Origin of the sequence: Pedobacter duraquae, assembly GCF_004362245.1 — a bacterium.
GTDB classification, from domain to species: Bacteria; Bacteroidota; Bacteroidia; order Sphingobacteriales; family Sphingobacteriaceae; genus Pedobacter; species Pedobacter duraquae.
In genome coordinates this window covers 226996-247154 of record NZ_SNWM01000004.1, presented here as the reverse complement: position 1 = coordinate 247154, position 20159 = coordinate 226996, and the positions used below count along the sequence as shown (strand labels likewise).

Here is a 20159-nt window from a genome sequence, read left to right as displayed (position 1 = left end):
ACTGATTGGTATATTAACTTAAAATTAGCATATGGAATTAAACAAGGAGGTTGCAAAACATTTAAGGGAAGTGCATTTTGGTGAAAATTGGACTGACGTAAATTTAAAAGACGCACTTACGGGGGTAACCTGGGAGGATGCTAACATTAAAATTTATGATTTAAATACTATAGCCTCCTTGGTTTTTCACATCAATTATTACGTAGCGGCAGTTTTGAAAGTTATGCAGGGAGAGCCATTAAATGCAAGTGATCAATTCAGTTTTGATCATTCTCCTATTGAAAACGAAGAGGATTGGCAAAGACTTATTGACAAAGTGCTTGTTGAAGCTGATCAGTTAGCTGTTGAGATTGAAAAACTTGACGGAGATAAATTTGCTGAAGATTTTTCAGATCCAAAATATGGAAGTTATTATAGGAACCTTCATGGGATTATAGAACATACACACTATCATCTTGGTCAGATTTCGTTACTTAAAAAGCTGATTAATAATAAAAACAGCTATTGAAATTTACATTGGTAATTTGAACCAAAATGTGCTTCCAACCCCGACTTCACTTTCCACTTGGATCTGCCCGTTGTGGCGCTGTATGATCTCCTCACATAAGTAAAGGCCAATGCCCAGTCCTGAAATCTGCGTGTTGCCAGAGTTTACGCGGTAGTATTTAGAGAAAATATTTTTTAGCTTATCCGCTGGAATACCGATTCCGAAGTCCTGAACGCCAATTTTTACAACATCTTCTTCCTGCTTCAGATGAACGAGGATTTCTTTCGTGCCTGGGGAATATCGGATAGCGTTTGTGAGGAGATTAATAATTACCTGTTCGATACGGTGCGGGTCGCCGTTAACTAATACAGGTTTTGACGCGGCATTAATACGGATATCGATTTGTTTATTATTATGAGAAAGCATTTCCACAGCTTCTTCTGTTAACTTGTGGATGTCAAAGCACTCGGTGTTGAGCTGGAGTTTTCCAGCATCAATTTTCGAGACATCCAATAATTCAGAAATCATGTTGCTAACTCGTTTTACGCTCTGTCCCGCTTTTTGTAAAAATGTCTGACTGCGTTCGTCTGTAACTGTTCTCGTCAGAATTTGCAAATAGCCCTGAATACTGGTAAGCGGTGTTTTGAGTTCATGACTCGCTAAGGCAATAAACTCATCTTTCTTTTCATTGAGCATTTTAACCTGTTCATAAAGACGGGCATTCTCCTCAATAACAGCAAGTTGCTCAGTGATGTCGCGGGCAATTTTTGATGCGCCAATTACACGTCCTTCATGGTCAATTATCGGGGAAATTGATAGTGATAGGGGTATTGTCTTACCTGATTTAGAAATTCTTATTGTTTCAAAGTGACTTACCCGTTTGCCATTAGATATTTCTGTCATGATAAATACCTCTTCACTCAGGCGATCAGTTGGGATGATCAAGGAAATATGTTTTCCAATAGCCTCGGTCTCCGTATAGCCAAACATCCTTTCGGCTGCTGGATTCCAGGTTGTGATAATACCCTGCAACGTCTTACTAATGATCGTGTCGTCTGAATTGGCGATAATAGCGGAAAGTATGGCCTGTTTCTGTTGTGACAAAATCAGAACGTCTGTTGATAAACCTGGCTGCATTTGGCTCTCGTTTTCCATATAAACGAAATTAAAAAATATTCCTAAAAATGCTAAAAATCATTGCTCATGGATTTATTGATTTAATATAAGAACTGCTCGCAATCAAACTTGAGGTGTAAGCGGCTCCCAAACAAGATAATAGCATCACATCTGAACATGTTGCGCCAAAACATAATTATACCGAATTAAAAAAAAGCTAGTGTAAAAATAAATTACGTTTACTATTTTTAACATTATACATTTTTTTCGAATGAGTGAAGCGTCCGATAAACCATTACCTAATAAAGACAATGCAGCTGGAAGTGAAGATCGCTTTCAGGCCTTAATTAATGCATCTTCCGATGTTGTTTATAGTTTGAGTGCTGACTGGAGCGTGATGCGGGAACTTGATGGACGCGGGTTTTTGAAGGATGCACTTGAGCCAACGACCGACTGGCAGACTGATAATATTTTTCCTGATGATCTTGAGAAAGTTCGGAAAGCTATAGCAGATGCCATAAGGGAGAAGAAAATCTTCCAGTTAGAGCACCGCGTGTTACGTGCTGATCGTACACCAGGATGGACTTTTTCAAGAGCAGTTCCAATCCTGGATAAGCAGGGAAATATCATTGAGTGGTTCGGTACGGCGAGCGATATCACAGAACATAAAAATGCGGAAGAAGCTTTGAGGATGGCGAGAGTGTTTTCCGATCAGCAAAAAAGAGTTTATGAAACAATCACCTCGGCTACACCTGATTTGATGTATGTGTTTGACCTGGATTATCGTTTTACCTATGCCAACGGAGCGTTACTATCAATGTGGGGTAAAACATGGGAAACAGCCGTAGGTAAAAGTTTATTGGAAAATGGTTACGAACCCTGGCATGCAGAAATGCATGAAAGGGAGATTGATTTGATTGTTAAAACGAAACAACCCGTCCGCGGTGAGGTATCGTTTCCGCATGCTATTTTAGGTAGGCGCGTATATGATTATATCTTAACACCAGTACTTAATGACGAGGGCGAGGTGGAAGCCGTAGCGGGAACTACCAGGGACGTTACTGATCGTAAGCAATGGGAAGAATCCCTGGCCAGAAGTTCTGAAAAATTGCAGGCCATAAATGAAGAAATGGCAGCTACTAATGAGGAGCAGGCTGCCTCAAATGAAGAACTTACTTCCACAAACGAGGAGCTGGCGTTGGTGAATCAAAAATTAATAGAGGCTCAGGCCAAGATTGAAGAAAGTCAGATTGCTTTACGCCTTGCGATAAGTGCAGCAAACTTTGGCACCTGGTATATTCATTCCGCAACCAGGGAATTCATTACTGACTCGCGCTTAAAAGAGTTATTCGGCTATTTTCCTCATGAAGCATTATCTATCGAACAGGCATTGGCACAGATTACAGACGATTATCGGGGGTATGTGTCTACGAAACTCGAGAATGCAATTTATAACAATGGTGATTACGATGTCACTTATCCGGTGATTGGGCTACATGATAACAAACTACGCTGGCTGCGTGCCATAGGTAATTTAAAAGCAGATCCATCAGGTGCATTTTCTGCATTTACTGGAGTAGTCATGGAGATTACCGAGCAGTTTTTGGCCGCGAAACAAGTTGAGCAAGCGGAAGAAAGTTTGCGTATGGCTATTGACGCGGCGGGCTTAGGTACCTTTTTTATTAATGCTGCAGACCGTATTTTTGTGGCTTCTCCAAAGCTTAAGGAATTTTTTGGATTTCTGCCCGATGAAGAAGTCCCTTATGATGCCGCTATCAACCAAATTCACCCCGATTACCGCAAACGTGCCGCCGATATGGTTGAAGCAGCATTCACTGAAGGTAAACAATTCGATATGGAGTACCCGGTGATTGGTTTTCATGATGGGACAATCCGCTGGGTAAGAGGGATGGGCACGATGCAGCACTACGATGGCAAAGACTATTTTACCGGCGTACTGCATGAAATTACTGAACGCAAGCAGGATGAAATGCGTAAAAATGATTTTATAGGGATGGTAAGCCACGAGCTTAAAACACCTTTAACCTCACTGAAGGCTATTGTGCAGGTAGCAAATGCGAAACTTAAAAACAATGGTGATCAGTTTCTGGCTGAAGCGATGACCAAAGCTGATGCGCAGATTAAGCGGATGACAGCGATGATCAATGGGTTCCTTGATATCTCGCGATTAGAATCAGGCAAGATTATCATTGTGAAAAAGGTTTTTGATGTGGAAGAACTTGCCAGAGAGATTATTGAGGAAATGAAATTAAGTGTACAAAGTCACGACATCAGGCTGGTAGAAAGCGGTAAGTTAGTTGAAGTTTATGCTGATCGTGATAAAGTCAATTCAGTAATTTCCAATTTGATCAGTAATGCAGTAAAATATTCAGCACCTCTTACCACGATTCGCATCGCTTGCACAATAAATCAATATGAGGTATTGGTAAGTGTGCGGGATGAGGGGATCGGCATTGCTCCTCAGGACGTGCGTAAAATATTTGACCGTTATTATCGTGTAGAGAATGGAAATACAGGAACGATTTCCGGATTTGGGATTGGTTTATACTTAAGTGCAGAGATTGTGCAACACCACGGTGGAAAAATTTGGGTGGATAGTGAGCAAGGAAAAGGATCCACATTTTATTTTAGCTTACCTGCTGGTCGTTAGTATAGTTCTTTTACTCGTTGTATAGCCGACTTAATGTTTCCCTTGAAACGCCTAGATAAGCGGCAATTAAGTGTTTCGGCACTAGGTTGTACAATTGCGGATACATGCTAAGTAACTCTTCATAGCGGTATTTTGCGTCATTGTTCATGAATGACAGTAGTCGCTTCTGCGACGCAACATAACCTCTGTTGGACCTCCAGCGAAAAAAGTAAGCGATCTGATCGAACTCAGTACAAAGTTTCTCACGATCTACGTCAGACAAGCATAGCACTTCTGTATCGGTGATGCAGTCCAGATTGATAATAGCTCTGGCTCCGTTATACAATGCGTCGTAATCTGAAGCCCACCAGGTACACATTGCGAACTGTAGAATGAACATTTTTTGATTGTCATTGATATAATATGTTTTTAGGCAGCCACTCAACACAAAATATTCATCATGAACAATATCGCCCTCAGTAATAATTTTTTCACCTTTTTTAAAGCGCTTCGGTTTGAAATGAGAGAAAACGTAATTGAATTCTTCTTCCGTCAGATTAATTGTTTTGCATAAATGAGCTTTTAATATTTCCTGCGGATTCATCGCTTCGTTTTTATGATAAAGGTAGTTAAAAGTTCAATTGCATGAATAATTGCGATACATGCATTCTTAAATCTTCTGATCTAAAATAAATTTCGGAGAAAGCATTACGATTACTGATTAGAAATTATTAGTATTGAAGATATGTTAAGTACAAATATCAAAGAGGCAACAAAGGCCGCGCATCAGGAGCTTGAGAAGAAAGTAATATTTAAATTAAAAGCGATCCGCAATAACACAGACTACGCGGAGTTATTAAAACATTTTTACGCTTATTTTAAAGCGGTAGAAGCAGCTATAGCGCCCTATATCACAACGGATTTACTACCAGATCATTCTGAGAGGCGAAATTCTGAATATTTGAAGAAAGATATTGAAGAGCTTGGAGGCAACGTACATGAGTTATCTGACGTGAAGATTCCTGAAATCAGTAATACTTTACAGGCCCTTGGGGCGATGTATGTGATGGAAGGTTCGATTATGGGCGGTCCGATCATTGTTCAAATGCTGGCGAAGTATGGTGTTAATGATGGTGTTTCCTTTTTTTCCGGCTATGGCGAATCTACTGGAACGATGTGGACCAAATTCGTCGGTGTAATGAACGAAGAAGCGAAAAACGAAACTGATGAATTACTGGCTATTAAAGTCGCAAACGAGACTTTCGAACGTTTTTCTGACGTATTTGGAGAGATAACAACTGCTTAGCAATATTCGCGCAAAAATGCTGCTTGCGAGCGTTCTATTTTTGCGCGGTACAGTAGTACAGCGCATAATTAACCGAAGTTTTAAATTGGTTATTCTTATCTTAGGTGGATGGCTACCATACAGCGCAAACGGACAAACATTTTCTTAAGAACTATTATCTGTTGCGCTATATTGATATCCTGCGTCAGTAAGGTTTATGCTCAGCGGGTTACCTTTAATAAAGGAGGAATTAATGGTAAGCATTATTACGAAGAGATACCCTACGAATTCATTAATGGCAGGATTTATCTTACGCCGCACTTTAACGGGAAGAAATACAAATTTCTTTTCGATACTGGTGCTCCGACTCAGATCGGGGCTGAATTATTTAAGGAGATCAAATCGGAAGTAATTAATAAGACGGACATCACCGATGCCGCGGGAAATAAAACTTCTTTACCTATTGTTTCTATTAAGGAGTTCAAACTTCAAGGCCTTGTGTTCAACGGGATACCGGCGTTGGTTTCCGAAAGTGAGCTTTACAAATGTCTTGAAATTGATGGTGTATTGGGCAGCAATATTTTTCGCAACTCGATAATACAGATCAGCCCTGCGAAACGTATGTTGATCATAACAGACGATGAGACTAAATTAACTTTGGATCATGGTAGGCAGTCGGAACTGAGTTGGGGCGAACCGCAGAGCTATCCTTTTATAACGGTGAAGCTTTCTGATCATAAGATCCTGAAGGTTGGATTTGATAGTGGAACCTACAATTTCCTAAGACTTAGTGATAAAGACCTTGTAAAACTGGGAGACAGCAAGGTATTTGAAAAACTGTTGTCAGGATATGGGGCTAGCAGCAGAAGTTTGCTTGGTTTGCAGAAACCAGATAGCTTATTTCGACTGAAACTCTTCTCTTTAGATGTAAATGAATCGGTATTTACAAACGTGATAACCGAAACATCAAAAAGTAACAACAGTAGGCTCGGGACAAAACTACTTGATTATGGTCCGATCACCTTGGATTTTCTGCATCACCAGTTTTATTTCAGTACGGCAAAACATAGCTATGATTTACAGGAGAAACTTTGGGCGTTCAAACCTGTAATAGACCAGAATAAGTTGGTGGTAGGTGTGGTATGGGAAAGTTTGAAGGGAAAGGTTAATGTGGGAGAAGAGATTCTGGAAATAGATGGAAAATCTTGTGCCAACATTAATCTGTGTAATTGGGTCAATGGTGGTTCAGAAGGAGTGATGACTGGTGACACCACTACAGTTAAAATCAAAGATAAGGACGGTAACGTTAAGGAAATTCAATTGTCTAGAGTTCCATAAAAGATATAGTCATCCTTGAACTTAAGAAAACCAAGATAGCGTGTTTTGGAGAGGTATTATGCTGCGTTTTCCCAGGATTTTCAAGCTAATTATCAGAATCAGGCTTAAAATTGTAACATTTAAATTTCCATTCCATTTAATTTGTGGTTTGCATTGATTTATTTCGTAGCTTTCAGTCTACTTATTTCCTTGAAAAACTTATGGAGCAATACAATTGTACTTACGAAATCGCGGAAGCGACTAATCATTTTTTTGAGCGGGAAGTGTACAATTTTTTGCGGAAATGGGTCGATAATAATGGTGACAGGACATTCTTTCAGTTCGATCAGTCTTTAGACGTTTATTTAACAAATGAGGCGCTTAGGGACTTTTTCATGACTACGGAGCATCCGGTACAGTCGCTTTTGAGCGACCGTTCTATAGCCGAGCATTTGGGGAGAGGTTCCCGGTTGGTATATTTTGATCCGCTGAGCGGAGATCCGTTGCTAGCTCAAACAGAACAACGAATTTATAACCTTGCGCGACGAATGGATAGTGAACTGATGCATGTGCCATTTCGTTCCATTCATCCTAATAAGCAGACCGACACGGGAGATCCCTTGTCAATCACTAGCTATCCCAAAGATTCCGAAGAGATCAGGTACAATAGTGGCAATCATTTTAGCAGTCGCCCCGCCAACAGTAATGTCTTTGATGAACATAGTAAAAGGTGTACAGCGAAATCCGGTGGAAATTTGCATGTATTTGTCAAGTATGGTTTTCTTGAGGACAGACTAGCGGATGTTATGCAGGTTACAGCGGAGCTAAAATCTGAAGGCGAGACAAATTTTCAGTTTTTCGTTATCTACAGTCGACATTCACCAACCGAAGGGCATTTTGGTGTTTCACTTGTTGTAATGGATCCATTATGTCCTGATTTCCCCAAACGGGTGCTTGTGTGTGATACACTATTAAAAGAGTTACCAATGCATCCAAGGTGGTGGAATCATTTTGTGGCGGAATATTCAAACGTATTTGGCGACGCGATAGCCGGCGTTATTGAAGATCTCTCACATCCATTGCAGAAAGTAAACATCAAAGGTGATGATCCTTATCGCCATGACTGGAATTGCCCTTATTATGCTGCAAGCATGGCAGATGCGTTAGCTGAAATCGTAAAGAATAGTTCAGAGCTGATTTTAAACGGAAGCCTGGCACAGATTCATACCGCAATGAAATCAATTATGTCGGATTATTACGAAGCTGATTGTCAGATTAAGGATCGCGTGGTTATCCAGCAAATCAATAAGCTAAAGAGGTGGGACAGTGGCAGCGAATTGGTTAAAGAACTGATCGCCGAAGCCAGCCGCAAATCTTCTTATGGGTTGTAAAGATTTTCTTATGTAATTGGAATGCCTTTTTCCTTTATTTCAATCAAATCAAACTTGATAGGATAGTTTTTGTTAGAATTAAGAGAAACATGTAAACCAATATGAAAAACATCGACTTGCCCAAATGGACAATGGCGATTCCAGTTGCGGGAATCCTATTCTATTTTATCGTTACTGAGGAATCTGATTTCTATCTTAAATTGCTTCTGGCAGCGTTGCTAATAGGTAGTGTGTTGGCCTCTGTACATCATGCAGAAGTTATCGCCCATCGTGTTGGGGAGCCATTTGGAACAATTATTCTTGCGATTGCAATTACCACGATAGAGGTGGGGTTAATCGTATCGCTGATGCTTGCAGGAGGCGACGGTGTTAAAGAACTGGCGCGGGATACGGTATTTGCAGCTGTTATGATCATTGTTACTGGAATCGTTGGGATCTGTTTGCTCAAGGGTGGGATCAAGTTTAAAGAACAATTATATAAATTGTCGGGGGTTAACGCCGCACTAATCACCCTGATAGCGATAATAGTGCTTACGTTGATTTTACCTAATTACACAACCAGCGGCCCGAAAGGCGAATACAGTCAGAGTCAGCTCATCTTCGTATCCTTAGTCTCAATTACACTTTATGCAGGATTCATTTTTATGCAAACAGTTCGCCACAGAGACTTCTTCCTGCCTAAAAATTCAAGCTCTGAAGAAGACCACGCTGATGCGCCCAATAACCTAACCGCAATATTGAGTCTTGCATTTCTAATTCTCAGTCTGATTATAGTCGTTTTATTGGCGAAATTTCTTTCCAAGGATATTGAGAAGATTGTTATTGATCTCGGCGCGCCAAAATCTGCTGTGGGTGTAATTATTGCGGCAATTGTATTGTTGCCCGAGGGATTAGCTGCTTACAGGGCAGTAAAAGCTGATCGTTTGCAAACGAGTCTCAATCTCGCGCTAGGCTCAGCTCTGGCAAGTATCGGGCTTACTATTCCCGTTGTTGCTATTGTATCTATAATTACCCAAATGCCATTGGTTCTTGGAATTGATACGAGCTCTACGGTCATGTTGCTTTTGGCTATGATTACCATTATGTTTTCGCTCGCTACGGGGCGCACAAACATTCAACAAGGAATCGTGTTGCTGGTGATCTTTGCCTCTTATCTTTTTTATACAGTCGTACCTTAGTTCTGGGTAAGCCGCGTTAACGGTCGCTGTGGGCTATTTTCAAGGTAAAATGAGATTTGTCTGAAATAAACATATGATGTTTAATTGAAACATCGTATGTTTGTGCTGAAAATTTAGAATATGGAAACCCAATTGCGACTTTTCGAGCAAATAGCCTTACGCATACGTGATGACATTAAAGAAGCAAGGTTCAAAGCAGGTGAAAAACTTCCCCCTGAACCTTTGTTAATGGAGTGCTATAGTGTAGGTAGGTCAACGATCCGTGAAGCGATAAAATCGCTGACCTTATCCGGCATCCTTACAGTTAGGCAGGGATTTGGAACGATGGTTAATGATGTTTCTGCGGAACCGATAGAGCATCGTCTCCGAAGATCTGACTTCGGTGAAATAAATCAGGTAAGGTCGATACTGGAAAAGGAAATCGTTAGCCTTGCCGTTAAGCATCGAACAACAGAAAATTTAGAATCTATTAGTGCGGCCTTAAAGAAACGCCGGGAAGCGATTGAGCAGGAATCCAAGGTGGCTTGTGCAAATGCGGACATCGAATTTCATATGGCTATTGCTCGTGCTTCAGGAAATCAGGTGCTTGCTGATCTGTATGGAAGTTTTACGGTTGTGATCCGTGATTTTTTTTCCCGGCGTGAACCGTCGGGTGTGACCCACTTTGCGATGAGCCATTATCTGCACCAGAGCCTCTTCGACTCCATTGAGGCTAAAGATGAAGAGCGGGCAACGCATATACTATCTCAAATATTGAATAACAATCATTAAGCAATGCTATGTCAATTTTAACTTTCACATTAATACTAATTCTCGGCGCCTATCTCGCGGGTTTGGTAGGCTCTTTAACGGGCCTTGGTGGTGGAGTAGTGGTGATACCGTTACTTACCCTCGTTTTTCATGTTGATATCAGGTACGCGATTGGCGCTGCCCTGTTAGCTTCAATAGCCAACTCTTCAGGCGCTGCCAGCGCTTATATCAAAGAAGGGATTACGAATATCAGACTTGGGATGTTTCTTGAGATTGCGACTACAATTGGGGCAGTTTTAGGTGCCCTGATTGCTGTATATACGCCAACCAATACTATCGCTATTATTTTTGGCAGTGTATTATTGTTTTCTGCGGCTATGACCTTAAGGAAAAAAAATCAGGAGGCACTAACGGAGGGAAGCAAACTTTCGGCAATGCTCAAATTGGATAGTAGTTATCCTGGTCCTGATGGGCCCATAAGCTACAAATTAAAGAATGTTGGAGGTGGATTTTCCATCATGACACTTGCTGGTGTGATGTCGGGTCTGTTAGGAATAGGCTCCGGCGCACTAAAGGTATTGGCAATGGATACAGCAATGAAGATACCATTTAAAGTGAGCACTACAACGAGCAATTTTATGATTGGAGTAACTGCTGCTGCCAGTGCTGTAGTTTACCTGCAAAGAGGTTACATGGATCCTATTATTGCTTTTCCAGTGGTACTGGGTGTGCTCGGTGGGGCATTTACCGGAGCAAAACTGTTAACCAGGATTAACCCGCAAACATTGAGGATCATATTTTGTGTCGCAATTACTTTTGTCGCATTCGAAATGATCTACAATGGATACCAACATAACTTCTAAAAAGATAGATATGAAAAAAACAGACACTGTTATCCTCCAGGAAAGGGATGTAGAAAAAACTGTAGGAAAATTATTAAGAACCGGGGTATTTACTGCTTGCATTGTTGTGCTTATTGGTGGTATCCTTTTATTATCACAATATGGTACTTGTGCGATGCCTGATTACAGGGTGTTCAAGGGTGAGGGGAGTGAATTTATTACTTTTGACGGGATAATAGTGGGATTATTTACATTTAAAGCTATGGCAATAATCCAATTTGGCGTATTGTTGCTGATCATCACGCCAATCTTACGAATTGCATTTTCTCTTTTCGCTTTTGCGGTAGAGAAAGACAGGTTATATGTTGTTATAACTATGATCGTACTGGGGATAATCCTGTTTAGCACATTCAGCGGTTTAAAAATTTAGCCCTATATTTATTGGTGATGAGGCAGCAGATTAGCCCGAATAAAATATATAGATTGATATGAAATTAATACGATTTGGAGAAGCGGGTTACGAACGCCCTGGCGTAATTATTAACGATGACTGGTTTGATGTATCGCAGTTGGTTAAGGATTATGACGAAGCTTTTTTTGCGGGCGATGCCCTGGTTAAGCTTGAAGAAGATATCAAAAATGCTGAACTTCCAAAGGTTGACAAAAGTACCAGGCTAGGTTCTCCGGTATGCCGACCTTCAAAACTTGTTTGCGTGGGTTTAAATTATAAAGACCATGCTGCCGAAACCGGAGCAGCTATTCCGGTTGAACCAATCTTATTCTTCAAGGCAACCTCTGCTATTGTTGGCCCAAATGATGATCTCATTATCCCTAAAGCGAGTGTAAAAACAGACTGGGAGGTGGAATTGGCTATTGTTATTGGCAGAAAGGCGAGTTATGTAGCTGAAGAAGATGCGTTTGATCATATTGCGGGGTATCTGTTGCATAATGATTATAGCGAACGTGCCTTTCAACTGGAGCGTAACGGGCAGTGGACCAAAGGAAAGAGCTGTGATACATTTGCTCCGCTTGGGCCATTTATGGCTACAAAAGACGAAATTGCTGATGTACACAACTTAAGATTGTGGCTTATGGTGAACGGTAAAATGGTTCAGGATGGAAGTACTTCAAATCTGATTTTTAATGTTCCATTTTTGGTTTCTTACATTAGTCAATTCATGACTCTTTTGCCAGGAGACGTGATAACAACTGGAACTCCGGCAGGTGTAGGGCTGGGTCAAAAACCCGAGCCATGGTACCTCAAACCCGGAGATGTTGTTGAATTAGGGGTTGATTGTCTTGGCAATAGTTTGCAAAAAGTAAAGGCTTATCAGCCTTAAGATCTATGCTTTGGTTAATCGTTTCTTTCTTTGACGGTAAGAAACGATTGCCAGCAACAACACTACGCCGGTAACTATATAAACCCAGGCAGGAACCGGAACGGGATCTCCCTTCGCATACGAATGCAGCCCGGTAAGGTAATAATTTACTCCAAAATAGGTCATGATGATGGTTGAAAAGCCTATTAATGACAACAAGTTGAAGAGGTACTTGCTTTTTAAACCAGGAATGAGACGTACGTGGAGTATGAAAGCGTAAATAATGACCGATATGAATGCCCAGGTTTCTTTGGGATCCCAGCTCCAATATCTTCCCCAGCTTTCGTTTGCCCATATTCCTCCCAGAAAAGTACCGACCGTCAGTAGGAAAAGCCCGATGGTTAGCGACATTTCATTAACAATACTTAATTCGGTTATAGAAGCCTTAACCTTATCGCTAATCTTATTATTGTCAATGATGAACAGAATAAGTACGACAGTGCCAATCAAGGCACTTAAACCGAAAAAACCATAGCTGGATGTAATGATCGCAACATGAATCATTAACCAGTAGGATTTCAGGACAGGAACTAAGGGAGTAATCTGGGGATTCATCTGTGACCCTCCGTGTGCGAAACCCATCAAAATTACGGCGATCAAACATCCCGCGGCGGGAATAAAAGCATTACTATTTCTGTACATCAGTAAGCCAGAAAGCACCCCGATCCAGCTGATGAACAATACAGCCTCATAGCCATTACTCCAAGGTTCGTGTCCCGAAATATACCAACGTACTCCTAAACCAATACCCTGTAAAACTGCGGCAATAGTAATAACAAATAACACGGCAGTAATGATCCGATCGAGATTTTTAGAACTTTTAAAGAGCTTGAAGAACGCCAGCCCTAGTATCAATGCGCCTAAAAAGGCATATGTAATCATCAGGTTTAGAAAGAGATTCCAGGAGTTATACCTGACCTCCCAATTTATCTTTGCCTCAGATGGTATAACACTTTGACCGTACTTATGCTGTAACTTGCTAATATTTTCCAGTTCGGTATTTGCAGCAGTCCAATTACCAGTCTGCTGTCCACTTTGTACTGCCTTTATATATGCGTCAAATGCGTTTGGCATTGTTGTTTTTTGAGCTACAACATTTACCGGCATCGCTATCCATGTGTTATTGGCATCTCCGGCAATGGGAAAAATCCTTAGATAAGCTCCTTCCATCAGTTGCTGCATAACCTGAAGCTTGTCATTCAGGTCAATAACTTCCTTGTCGTACGTGTTTTGATCAGATGGTTTTTTAGCAAATGCGATGAGATAATCGTCTTTCAATATAAAGGTTGCTGAGCCATCTGCATTGATCAGCAACAGGTTGATCATAGAAGTGTAACCGTCCTTGTCCGCTTTAATCTTCGTTAATAGCTCAGCACTTGCTTTTGATCCGGCTTTAATGATAGGGACATTTACCCAATCAAAAAACCTGGTAGAAATTGACAAGAAAAATTGATTTGCATTTAACGAATAAAACTTATCCTTCCGGTGCAGTTTCCGCAGTATTTCCAGCGCCATTGTATTGACTGGCTCTATCCTTCCATCAATGTTTTGCACTAGAAGGTGTCCAAATAAATCAGCATGCGCGGGGTCAATTTTGACCGACGCAGCAAATGCAATGGGGTCAACAACTTTACCATTTAGCAACTGGTCCAGAGCTGCTGTATTATCAGGTGTATGTACGTGTTCGGCCGCGTTAAGATGGTTATGTGGCGCTGTGGTTTCAGTGATCGGAGCCGGCTCATTCTTACCATGCATATCTATTTGTTGACCAAATGCTGCATCCAGAGGAAGAAGCATAAAAAGCAGGAGTGCTACCTTTGATTTCGAAATGCTTTTGAGTTGTTCATTGAGCTTTGAGAAATGTGTGCCTTTCCAAAATAGTGTAACGAACATCGCCAGGAAGAGTAGGGTATAGCCTGCATACGTCACATTAGTCCCTAATTCATCATGATTTACCGAAAGTACGGTGCCTTTTTGGTCGTCGTCGAAACTCGCCTGAAAAAACCTGAATCCTGCATGATCAAGTACATGGTTCATATATATTTTGTAAGGTCGTTCGGCTCCGCCATCTTGTATCATGATATCTGAGGAGTAAGCCGCTGGACTATCACTACCAGGATATTTATCCATTTGAAAGTGCGTTAGTTTAAGTGCAAAAGGTGCAGGATATATTTTAGATCCATAGGCCAGGGATATCCTTAAACCACCAATCTCACTCTGATGCTGAAAATTAGTCATGCCGCGGCCGCCATAAAATGATACGGTGTCGGTGGCTGTTGGCGTTGTTATTTCAACCTTTAACAGATCTGAATCGTGTTCATGTGTTTTCTTATCACCCTCAAAATAGATAATATTCCCATTTACAGGCAGCTCCGGAACAACAAATGCCAAGGCTCCGTAGTTGTATAAACTTCGGAGGTGAAAGGGCTGGGCCATATCTTTTGCCTCGACTGTTTTTCTTTCCTGGGTAGCCATAATCATATAACTGCCTTCATATGGTGAGGATATTAAAAAACTACCCGTAGTGTTGTCAATATTGATTGCTCCTGGTGTTTGTTTGTTGTAGCTGATCAGCAGGTTTTGAATAAGCTGCACTTCGCCCGAAGGAATATATTTATTTACACGTTTACCGTTTTCCAGTACTACCAGATGCAACGTAGGTTTGCCGGAAGGATTTTGGATAAGAGAGTCTTGCGCCCTGGCATAAAAATCTACTACTTTCATTTTTACACGCTGGCCGTTATAGTCGTATTCAGATACGAAGGTCTTTTTAAATGGTTTTAAATACGTTGGAATTCTGTTGGATATGAGAATTGCAGGAACGTCGTCGTAAGCCAGTGCTTGTTCTCCCTGGCCAATTTGTACTTTAAAGAACGTGGCATCAGAAACAATCTCTTTGCTCGATTCTCCTTCCCGAATGTGCATTGATCCTTCGTAACTGATGTATCTTGTAATAAAACCCCCTATAAAGATAATTACGAAGGCAAGGTGAAAGACAAGTAACGGGATTTTTTTACGTTGATAGAGTCTGTATCGTTTGATGTTACCAATAAAGTTGATCACAAGAATTAACATAACCAATTCAAACCACCAGCAATTGTATATCAATGCTTTCGCGACGGCAGTACCGTAATCATTTTCTACAAAAGTTGCCATTGCCATGGAAAAAGCATAAATGAGAAGCATTGTACCCATGGTTCGGGTAGAAAAGAGGATTTTAGTAATTCTATTCATCAGAGTTTTTTTGCCGTAACACGATCTGCTTAATAAGCTCCTACTTCTCAAAGAAAGATGGTAGAGATTTATTTTGTAACATGTCAATTCGGTCAAACATACTTGATATCGTTGTACTAAATGAACACAATAATCAATTATTACGTTTAGCTGATGATAAATTTAACAATATATAATGCGAGCAATGGTATTTCAAAATTTGATAGAGGTTTTCTGTATATGTGCGAAATAGGAACAGTATTTAAAAAATTACAATAAGCAAATCGCAAACCAGCTGGATAATTGTAAATTAGGGAACACACAAATATAAATCATTATGAAAACACTAACCATTTTAAACCAATTTTGGAAAATGAGGCTAAGACGGTCTTTGTCCATCCTAACGTTCGCCATTTTTGGCATTACCTCATTAACGGGTTGTGCAACTTCAAATCTGACAAGTTTCACTAAACAAAAGGTGGCTGAGCCTTATGTTAACGTCGTAGTCGTATTCGTAGAAACTAACCAGGAGATCACACAGTTTAATGAGGAAGCGTATAACACAATAGTTAGGAAGAAATTTAACAATCTCTCTAACATTGATTTTAGGAAAAATCTTGAAAATGCTTTTGTAAAAAACATGGGGCAGACTTCAACACTTGTAACCGGTGCTGGATCTTTATTTGAGGCGGGAGATGATATAGATTATGCTAGTTTTATAGGTGGCCTAAAAAAAGCAGGAGCCGAGGCAGTATTGGTCGTGAACATGAACAAGTCTTGGAGTACCACTACCGAACGGATTGTTAAAAATGACGCTTTAAACACTTATGATGTAGTTAAAGATGCAAATCCAAACGCAAGTTATTTATGTTATCTTATTGATCTAAATCAAATTAAACCGGTGTGGATGGGTAAATCAACAGGTAGCGGTGTTTGGATGGTTGGTTACAACACACTGAATAATAACCTTGCGAAAAATGTCAATTCAAAATTGAATAAAGAGGGATTTGTTTACTGATGTTGAGCGGTTTATAAAACCAATGTTTTACGATCGCAAGATCAGGCACAGCTCAGATTAAAACTTTTCATTTCTCTTTCTTGCCAGATTTTTTGGGAACACAATTAGGGACTTTTTTACCATCTTTTTTTTTCATCCCAACCTGTTCATAATTTTTCCAGCATGGGTCTTTGTCTGTCTTCTTATCTGCCATAACTCATTTAATATATGATAGAGGTATAACCTCTATGCCGACACCAAAGTTTAGAAATTCAGAGATAATTTGTTAATTATATCCTTTAGCTTGTTAATAAAAGACTACTTAAATTGTAGTCTTTTATTTTTTGCTTACCTTTGGTCTATAAATTTCCTGATCAAATGAATATACATCGCTTGTTATTTTTGTTGGTAGTGCTTTTTACTTCTGTAGTCCAGGCACAAACGAAGTCTTTTATTCCTGAAGGATCTTGGCGCGGTGTATTTGATCAGGCTGATGGAACGAAGGTCCCTTTTAACTTTGAGGTTGAGGGTAAGTCGGCTGCGCATGCCAAAATTTACTTATTGAATGGTGGAGAGCGCTTTGAAGGCGGCCGATTTAGGCAAGCTGGCGACTCGTTATTTATATCATTTGACCAGTTTGACAATGAGTTTGCCTTGAAAATTGAAAACGAGAAACTGACTGGCGTGTTGCGTAAAAAAGATCAATTGGGAAGGTCGACACCTATTGAAGCTATCCATGGAGAGACCTACCGATTCGCCGATAGTGTTGAGAAACCTTCAGGTGATATTTCTGGGAAATATGAGATAACTTTTTCCGGTAGAAACGGGGTCGAAGAAAAGAAAGTGGGCTTATTTACACAAAATGGCAATAAGTTATCCGCTACATTTATGAGTATTACCGGGGATTCGAGGTACCTTGAGGGGCTGGTTCAGGGAAATAGTTTTCATTTGTCCTCATTTATAGGTGGGGGTATATCGTATTATACAGGAACCATTGATTCTGTTGGTTTGCTACGGGGTACTGCTAATGGACAACCTTTCAAAGGAAATAAAAATTCAAATGCTGCTTTACCTGACGCCTATCAGCTAACCTATTTAAAAGAAGGCTACAGAACTTTTGATTTTTCTTTGCCTGATGCAGCAGGGAAACAGGTATCATTAAAAGATGAAAAGTTTAAAAATAAAGTAGTTATCGTTACAATTGGTGGGACATGGTGCCCGAATTGTATTGATGAAGCCGCCTTTGTTTCGCCATGGTACAAGAAAAACAAGCACCGTGGTGTTGAAGTAGTCGGTGTTCAATTTGAGCGCAAATCTGATCAGGAATATGTTAAAACTGCGATGGAGAATTTCAAAAAACGCTTTGATATTGATTACACAGAGGTATTTGGTGGGCTCGCTGATAAAAAGGCTGTTGCGGCTTCGTTTCCAGCATTGAATTCATTTTTGTCATTTCCAACGATTTTGTTTATTGACAAGCGGGGCAACGTGGATAAAATTTATACCGGATTTACAGGCCCGGCGACCGGTGAGTATTATACCCGGTTTATTAAGGAATTTAATGAGGAAGTGGATAAACTGCTTGGTCAACCCACTGGTTAACTACAGATGGTAACCTGACGATTAGCTCAGAACCAATTTCCTAAAATGTTTTTTAGCTTTTCCTTATACTGATCACCTACATTAATAGATGTACCGGCAATTAAAACACTGGTTTTAGTTATTGACTCGATTTTGTCAATCGCGATGATGAATGAACGGTGCACTCTGATAAAACGTTGTGCTGGCAGCTTTTCCTCTAACGCCTTCATGGTAATGAGCGACAAAATAAATTTGCCGTTGCTCAGGTGTACCTTTACATAGTCTTTAAGTCCTTCCACAACATTAATATCGTTCAACGCAATCTTTACCAATTGATACTCGACCTTCAGGAATATATATTCTTCGTGGGGCGTGACGTTGCTGTGGTTTTGTTTCAATAGTTCCGCATAATTTTTAGCTTTGGTAGCAGCCATTAAAAACTCACTATAATCGAACGGTTTTAGCAGGTAATCCAGCGCATCAACTTTATATCCTTCAATCGCGAAGGTATTATACGCCGTGGTGAAGATCACCCGAGGACGTTTAGCCTGATCCATGCTTTCCAGTATTTTCGCCAGTTGGAGCCCTGTCAGATCAGGCATTTGTATATCCAGAAAAATTACGTCGACTGACTGATTGTTAATGATTTCCAAGGCTTTGATACCACTCGAAAAACTACCTGCCAGATAAAGAAAAGGCGTCTGATTTACAAAGCTGCTGATAAGTCCGAGGGCTAATGGCTCATCGTCTACAGTTATACAATTCAAAATCATGCGAACTTAAGTTTGATGTGAACGCTATAGGTTTTTCCATCTTCCGATGCGCTACTATTTAATGAATGGTTATCGGGATAAAGTAGTTCCAGACGGCGTCTGGTGTTTAGTAAGCCAATGCCTCCATAGCCATCTTGTTGCTCAGTACTCGCGAATATGGTGTTTTTGACAAACATATCTATTGTAGTCTCGTTTTGAAAAAAGATAATATCTATTACTGCAGGTTCCGTAGTGCTTACACCGTATTTAAATGCATTTTCAATATATGGTAAAAATATCATCGGTGCAATCTGCGGATCCGTATCCAGGGCAGGAGCCGTATAATTAATGGTGGTAAATTCATTCAATCGTAGTTTCATCAACTCTACATAGTCAGTGATAAAAGAAATTTCTTTACTTAAAGGCGTGCTTCCGCCGGATGTTTCATACAAAAGGTATCTCATCATTCTGGAAAGCTTATGTAGCGCAATTCTTGACCCATCAACATCTATATGTGTAAGCGCATAGATATTATTGAGTGTATTGAAAAAGAAGTGTGGGTTAATTTGGGCTTTCAAAAAAGAGAGCTCTGATCCGATTTTCTCTTTTTCGAGCAATTCTCTGGTTTGTTTATCTATATGCCATTTTTGGATCAAAGTTAAACTCGTGCTAATACCTACCATTAGCAAAGTCATGAGTAACAAGAAGATGTCGATGTGATTTTCACGCTTCGGAGGGCCATGACGGCCCGTTTTCTCAAAAGCACGCCCCATAAGTTCTGGAAGACCGAGGGCATGATCGAGGCTTTGGAAAATGGGGCCGGTTATTACTACAATTAACAATATAACAGATACAAAATACAAATTTTTATCTTTTAATAGTGACTGGGGAACCAGTAGATAGCTGTTGCCATAAAACAATATTACCAGAAATAGCAGCACGATGCCCTGTTTAACCCAGAACTGATAGGGTACAGCGATATTCCATGATAACGGCTGATAAAAAAGGAGTACTGATGCAAATAATAACCAGGAAAAAAGATGCAGTAAGACTGCAATATATGACGGGCTTTTTACAGAAACCATAGGTGTTGTCTTAGTGTAAATTTGATAGTCACAAGGTAGCTATGATTTTATGCTACGTCCAAATATTTCCGTCGGCGTAAAATTGATACTGGTCGACACTTTTTGCCACACTGTCTATCACATTTTTTTTACGTGC

At 40.3% G+C, this 20159-nt stretch carries 18 protein-coding genes; 12 read left to right on the top strand and 6 right to left on the bottom strand.

Translation table 11 applies throughout. The features are described from left to right. Window positions 1-31 precede the first annotated feature (31 nt). Window positions 32-508 carry a DinB family protein gene (locus tag CLV32_RS16630; RefSeq protein ID WP_133557582.1) on the top strand — a complete coding sequence of 159 codons (477 nt, stop codon included), beginning with the start codon at window positions 32-34 and terminating at the stop codon, window positions 506-508. Between the two features lie 3 nt (window positions 509-511). Here the strand turns inward: CLV32_RS16630 and CLV32_RS16625 are convergent, their stop codons facing one another. Next, window positions 512-1642 (bottom strand): PAS domain-containing sensor histidine kinase, encoded by a 1131-nt coding sequence (locus tag CLV32_RS16625; RefSeq protein WP_133557580.1) that lies wholly within the window; start codon window positions 1640-1642, stop codon window positions 512-514. Between the two features lie 232 nt (window positions 1643-1874). Here CLV32_RS16625 and CLV32_RS16620 point away from each other — a divergent pair, with 232 nt between their 5' ends. Then, window positions 1875-4274 (top strand): PAS domain-containing sensor histidine kinase, encoded by a 2400-nt coding sequence (locus CLV32_RS16620; RefSeq protein ID WP_133557578.1) that lies wholly within the window; start codon window positions 1875-1877, stop codon window positions 4272-4274. Window positions 4275-4284: 10 nt separating this feature from the next. Here the strand turns inward: CLV32_RS16620 and CLV32_RS16615 are convergent, their stop codons facing one another. Next, complete coding sequence (locus CLV32_RS16615; protein ID WP_133557576.1) at window positions 4285-4857, bottom strand: Crp/Fnr family transcriptional regulator; 573 nt, start codon at window positions 4855-4857, stop codon at window positions 4285-4287. 141 nt (window positions 4858-4998) lie between these two features. Here CLV32_RS16615 and CLV32_RS16610 point away from each other — a divergent pair, with 141 nt between their 5' ends. The 8 genes from CLV32_RS16610 (at window position 4999) to CLV32_RS16575 (ending at window position 12356) form a co-directional block, all read left to right on the top strand. Next, complete coding sequence (locus CLV32_RS16610; RefSeq protein ID WP_133557574.1) at window positions 4999-5559, top strand: biliverdin-producing heme oxygenase; 561 nt, start codon at window positions 4999-5001, stop codon at window positions 5557-5559. A gap of 108 nt (window positions 5560-5667) precedes the next feature. Next, on the top strand, window positions 5668-6876 hold the full coding sequence (locus CLV32_RS16605) for a retropepsin-like aspartic protease (protein WP_133557572.1): 1209 nt from the start codon (window positions 5668-5670) through the stop codon (window positions 6874-6876). A gap of 200 nt (window positions 6877-7076) precedes the next feature. After that, window positions 7077-8246: a hypothetical protein gene (locus CLV32_RS16600; protein WP_133557570.1), complete on the top strand. Its 1170-nt coding sequence runs from the start codon at window positions 7077-7079 to the stop codon at window positions 8244-8246. A 101-nt stretch (window positions 8247-8347) separates the two neighbouring features. Further along, window positions 8348-9424, top strand: a complete 1077-nt coding sequence (locus CLV32_RS16595; protein WP_133557568.1) for a calcium:proton antiporter — start codon at window positions 8348-8350, stop codon at window positions 9422-9424. A 120-nt stretch (window positions 9425-9544) separates the two neighbouring features. After that, window positions 9545-10195 carry a FadR/GntR family transcriptional regulator gene (locus CLV32_RS16590; RefSeq protein ID WP_133557566.1) on the top strand — a complete coding sequence of 217 codons (651 nt, stop codon included), beginning with the start codon at window positions 9545-9547 and terminating at the stop codon, window positions 10193-10195. Window positions 10196-10203: 8 nt separating this feature from the next. Continuing rightward, window positions 10204-11037, top strand: a complete 834-nt coding sequence (locus tag CLV32_RS16585) for a sulfite exporter TauE/SafE family protein (RefSeq protein ID WP_133557564.1) — start codon at window positions 10204-10206, stop codon at window positions 11035-11037. Between the two features lie 10 nt (window positions 11038-11047). Further along, window positions 11048-11446, top strand: coding sequence for a DUF1634 domain-containing protein (locus CLV32_RS16580; protein WP_133557562.1), 399 nt, complete (start codon window positions 11048-11050; stop codon window positions 11444-11446). A gap of 58 nt (window positions 11447-11504) precedes the next feature. Continuing rightward, window positions 11505-12356: a fumarylacetoacetate hydrolase family protein gene (locus tag CLV32_RS16575; RefSeq protein WP_133557560.1), complete on the top strand. Its 852-nt coding sequence runs from the start codon at window positions 11505-11507 to the stop codon at window positions 12354-12356. A 3-nt stretch (window positions 12357-12359) separates the two neighbouring features. On the opposite strand, the gene ccsB is transcribed toward CLV32_RS16575, so the two are convergent. Continuing rightward, window positions 12360-15629 carry a c-type cytochrome biogenesis protein CcsB gene (ccsB, locus tag CLV32_RS16570; protein ID WP_133557558.1) on the bottom strand — a complete coding sequence of 1090 codons (3270 nt, stop codon included), beginning with the start codon at window positions 15627-15629 and terminating at the stop codon, window positions 12360-12362. A gap of 352 nt (window positions 15630-15981) precedes the next feature. Between ccsB and CLV32_RS16565 the strand changes: the two genes are divergently transcribed. Then, on the top strand, window positions 15982-16626 hold the full coding sequence (locus tag CLV32_RS16565; RefSeq protein ID WP_133557557.1) for a hypothetical protein: 645 nt from the start codon (window positions 15982-15984) through the stop codon (window positions 16624-16626). A 67-nt stretch (window positions 16627-16693) separates the two neighbouring features. On the opposite strand, the gene CLV32_RS23415 is transcribed toward CLV32_RS16565, so the two are convergent. Then, window positions 16694-16819, bottom strand: a complete 126-nt coding sequence (locus CLV32_RS23415; protein ID WP_262711525.1) for a hypothetical protein — start codon at window positions 16817-16819, stop codon at window positions 16694-16696. 164 nt (window positions 16820-16983) lie between these two features. On the opposite strand from CLV32_RS23415, the gene CLV32_RS16560 reads away from it, so the two are divergent. Further along, on the top strand, window positions 16984-18207 hold the full coding sequence (locus CLV32_RS16560) for a peroxiredoxin family protein (RefSeq protein ID WP_133557555.1): 1224 nt from the start codon (window positions 16984-16986) through the stop codon (window positions 18205-18207). Between the two features lie 26 nt (window positions 18208-18233). Here the strand turns inward: CLV32_RS16560 and CLV32_RS16555 are convergent, their stop codons facing one another. Both CLV32_RS16555 and CLV32_RS16550 read right to left on the bottom strand, forming a co-directional pair. Beyond that, window positions 18234-18959 carry a LytR/AlgR family response regulator transcription factor gene (locus tag CLV32_RS16555; protein ID WP_133557553.1) on the bottom strand — a complete coding sequence of 242 codons (726 nt, stop codon included), beginning with the start codon at window positions 18957-18959 and terminating at the stop codon, window positions 18234-18236. Further along, window positions 18956-20023 (bottom strand): sensor histidine kinase, encoded by a 1068-nt coding sequence (locus CLV32_RS16550; protein WP_133557551.1) that lies wholly within the window; start codon window positions 20021-20023, stop codon window positions 18956-18958. Before CLV32_RS16550 ends, CLV32_RS16555 begins: the two co-directional genes overlap by 4 nt. Window positions 20024-20159: the final 136 nt, after the last annotated feature.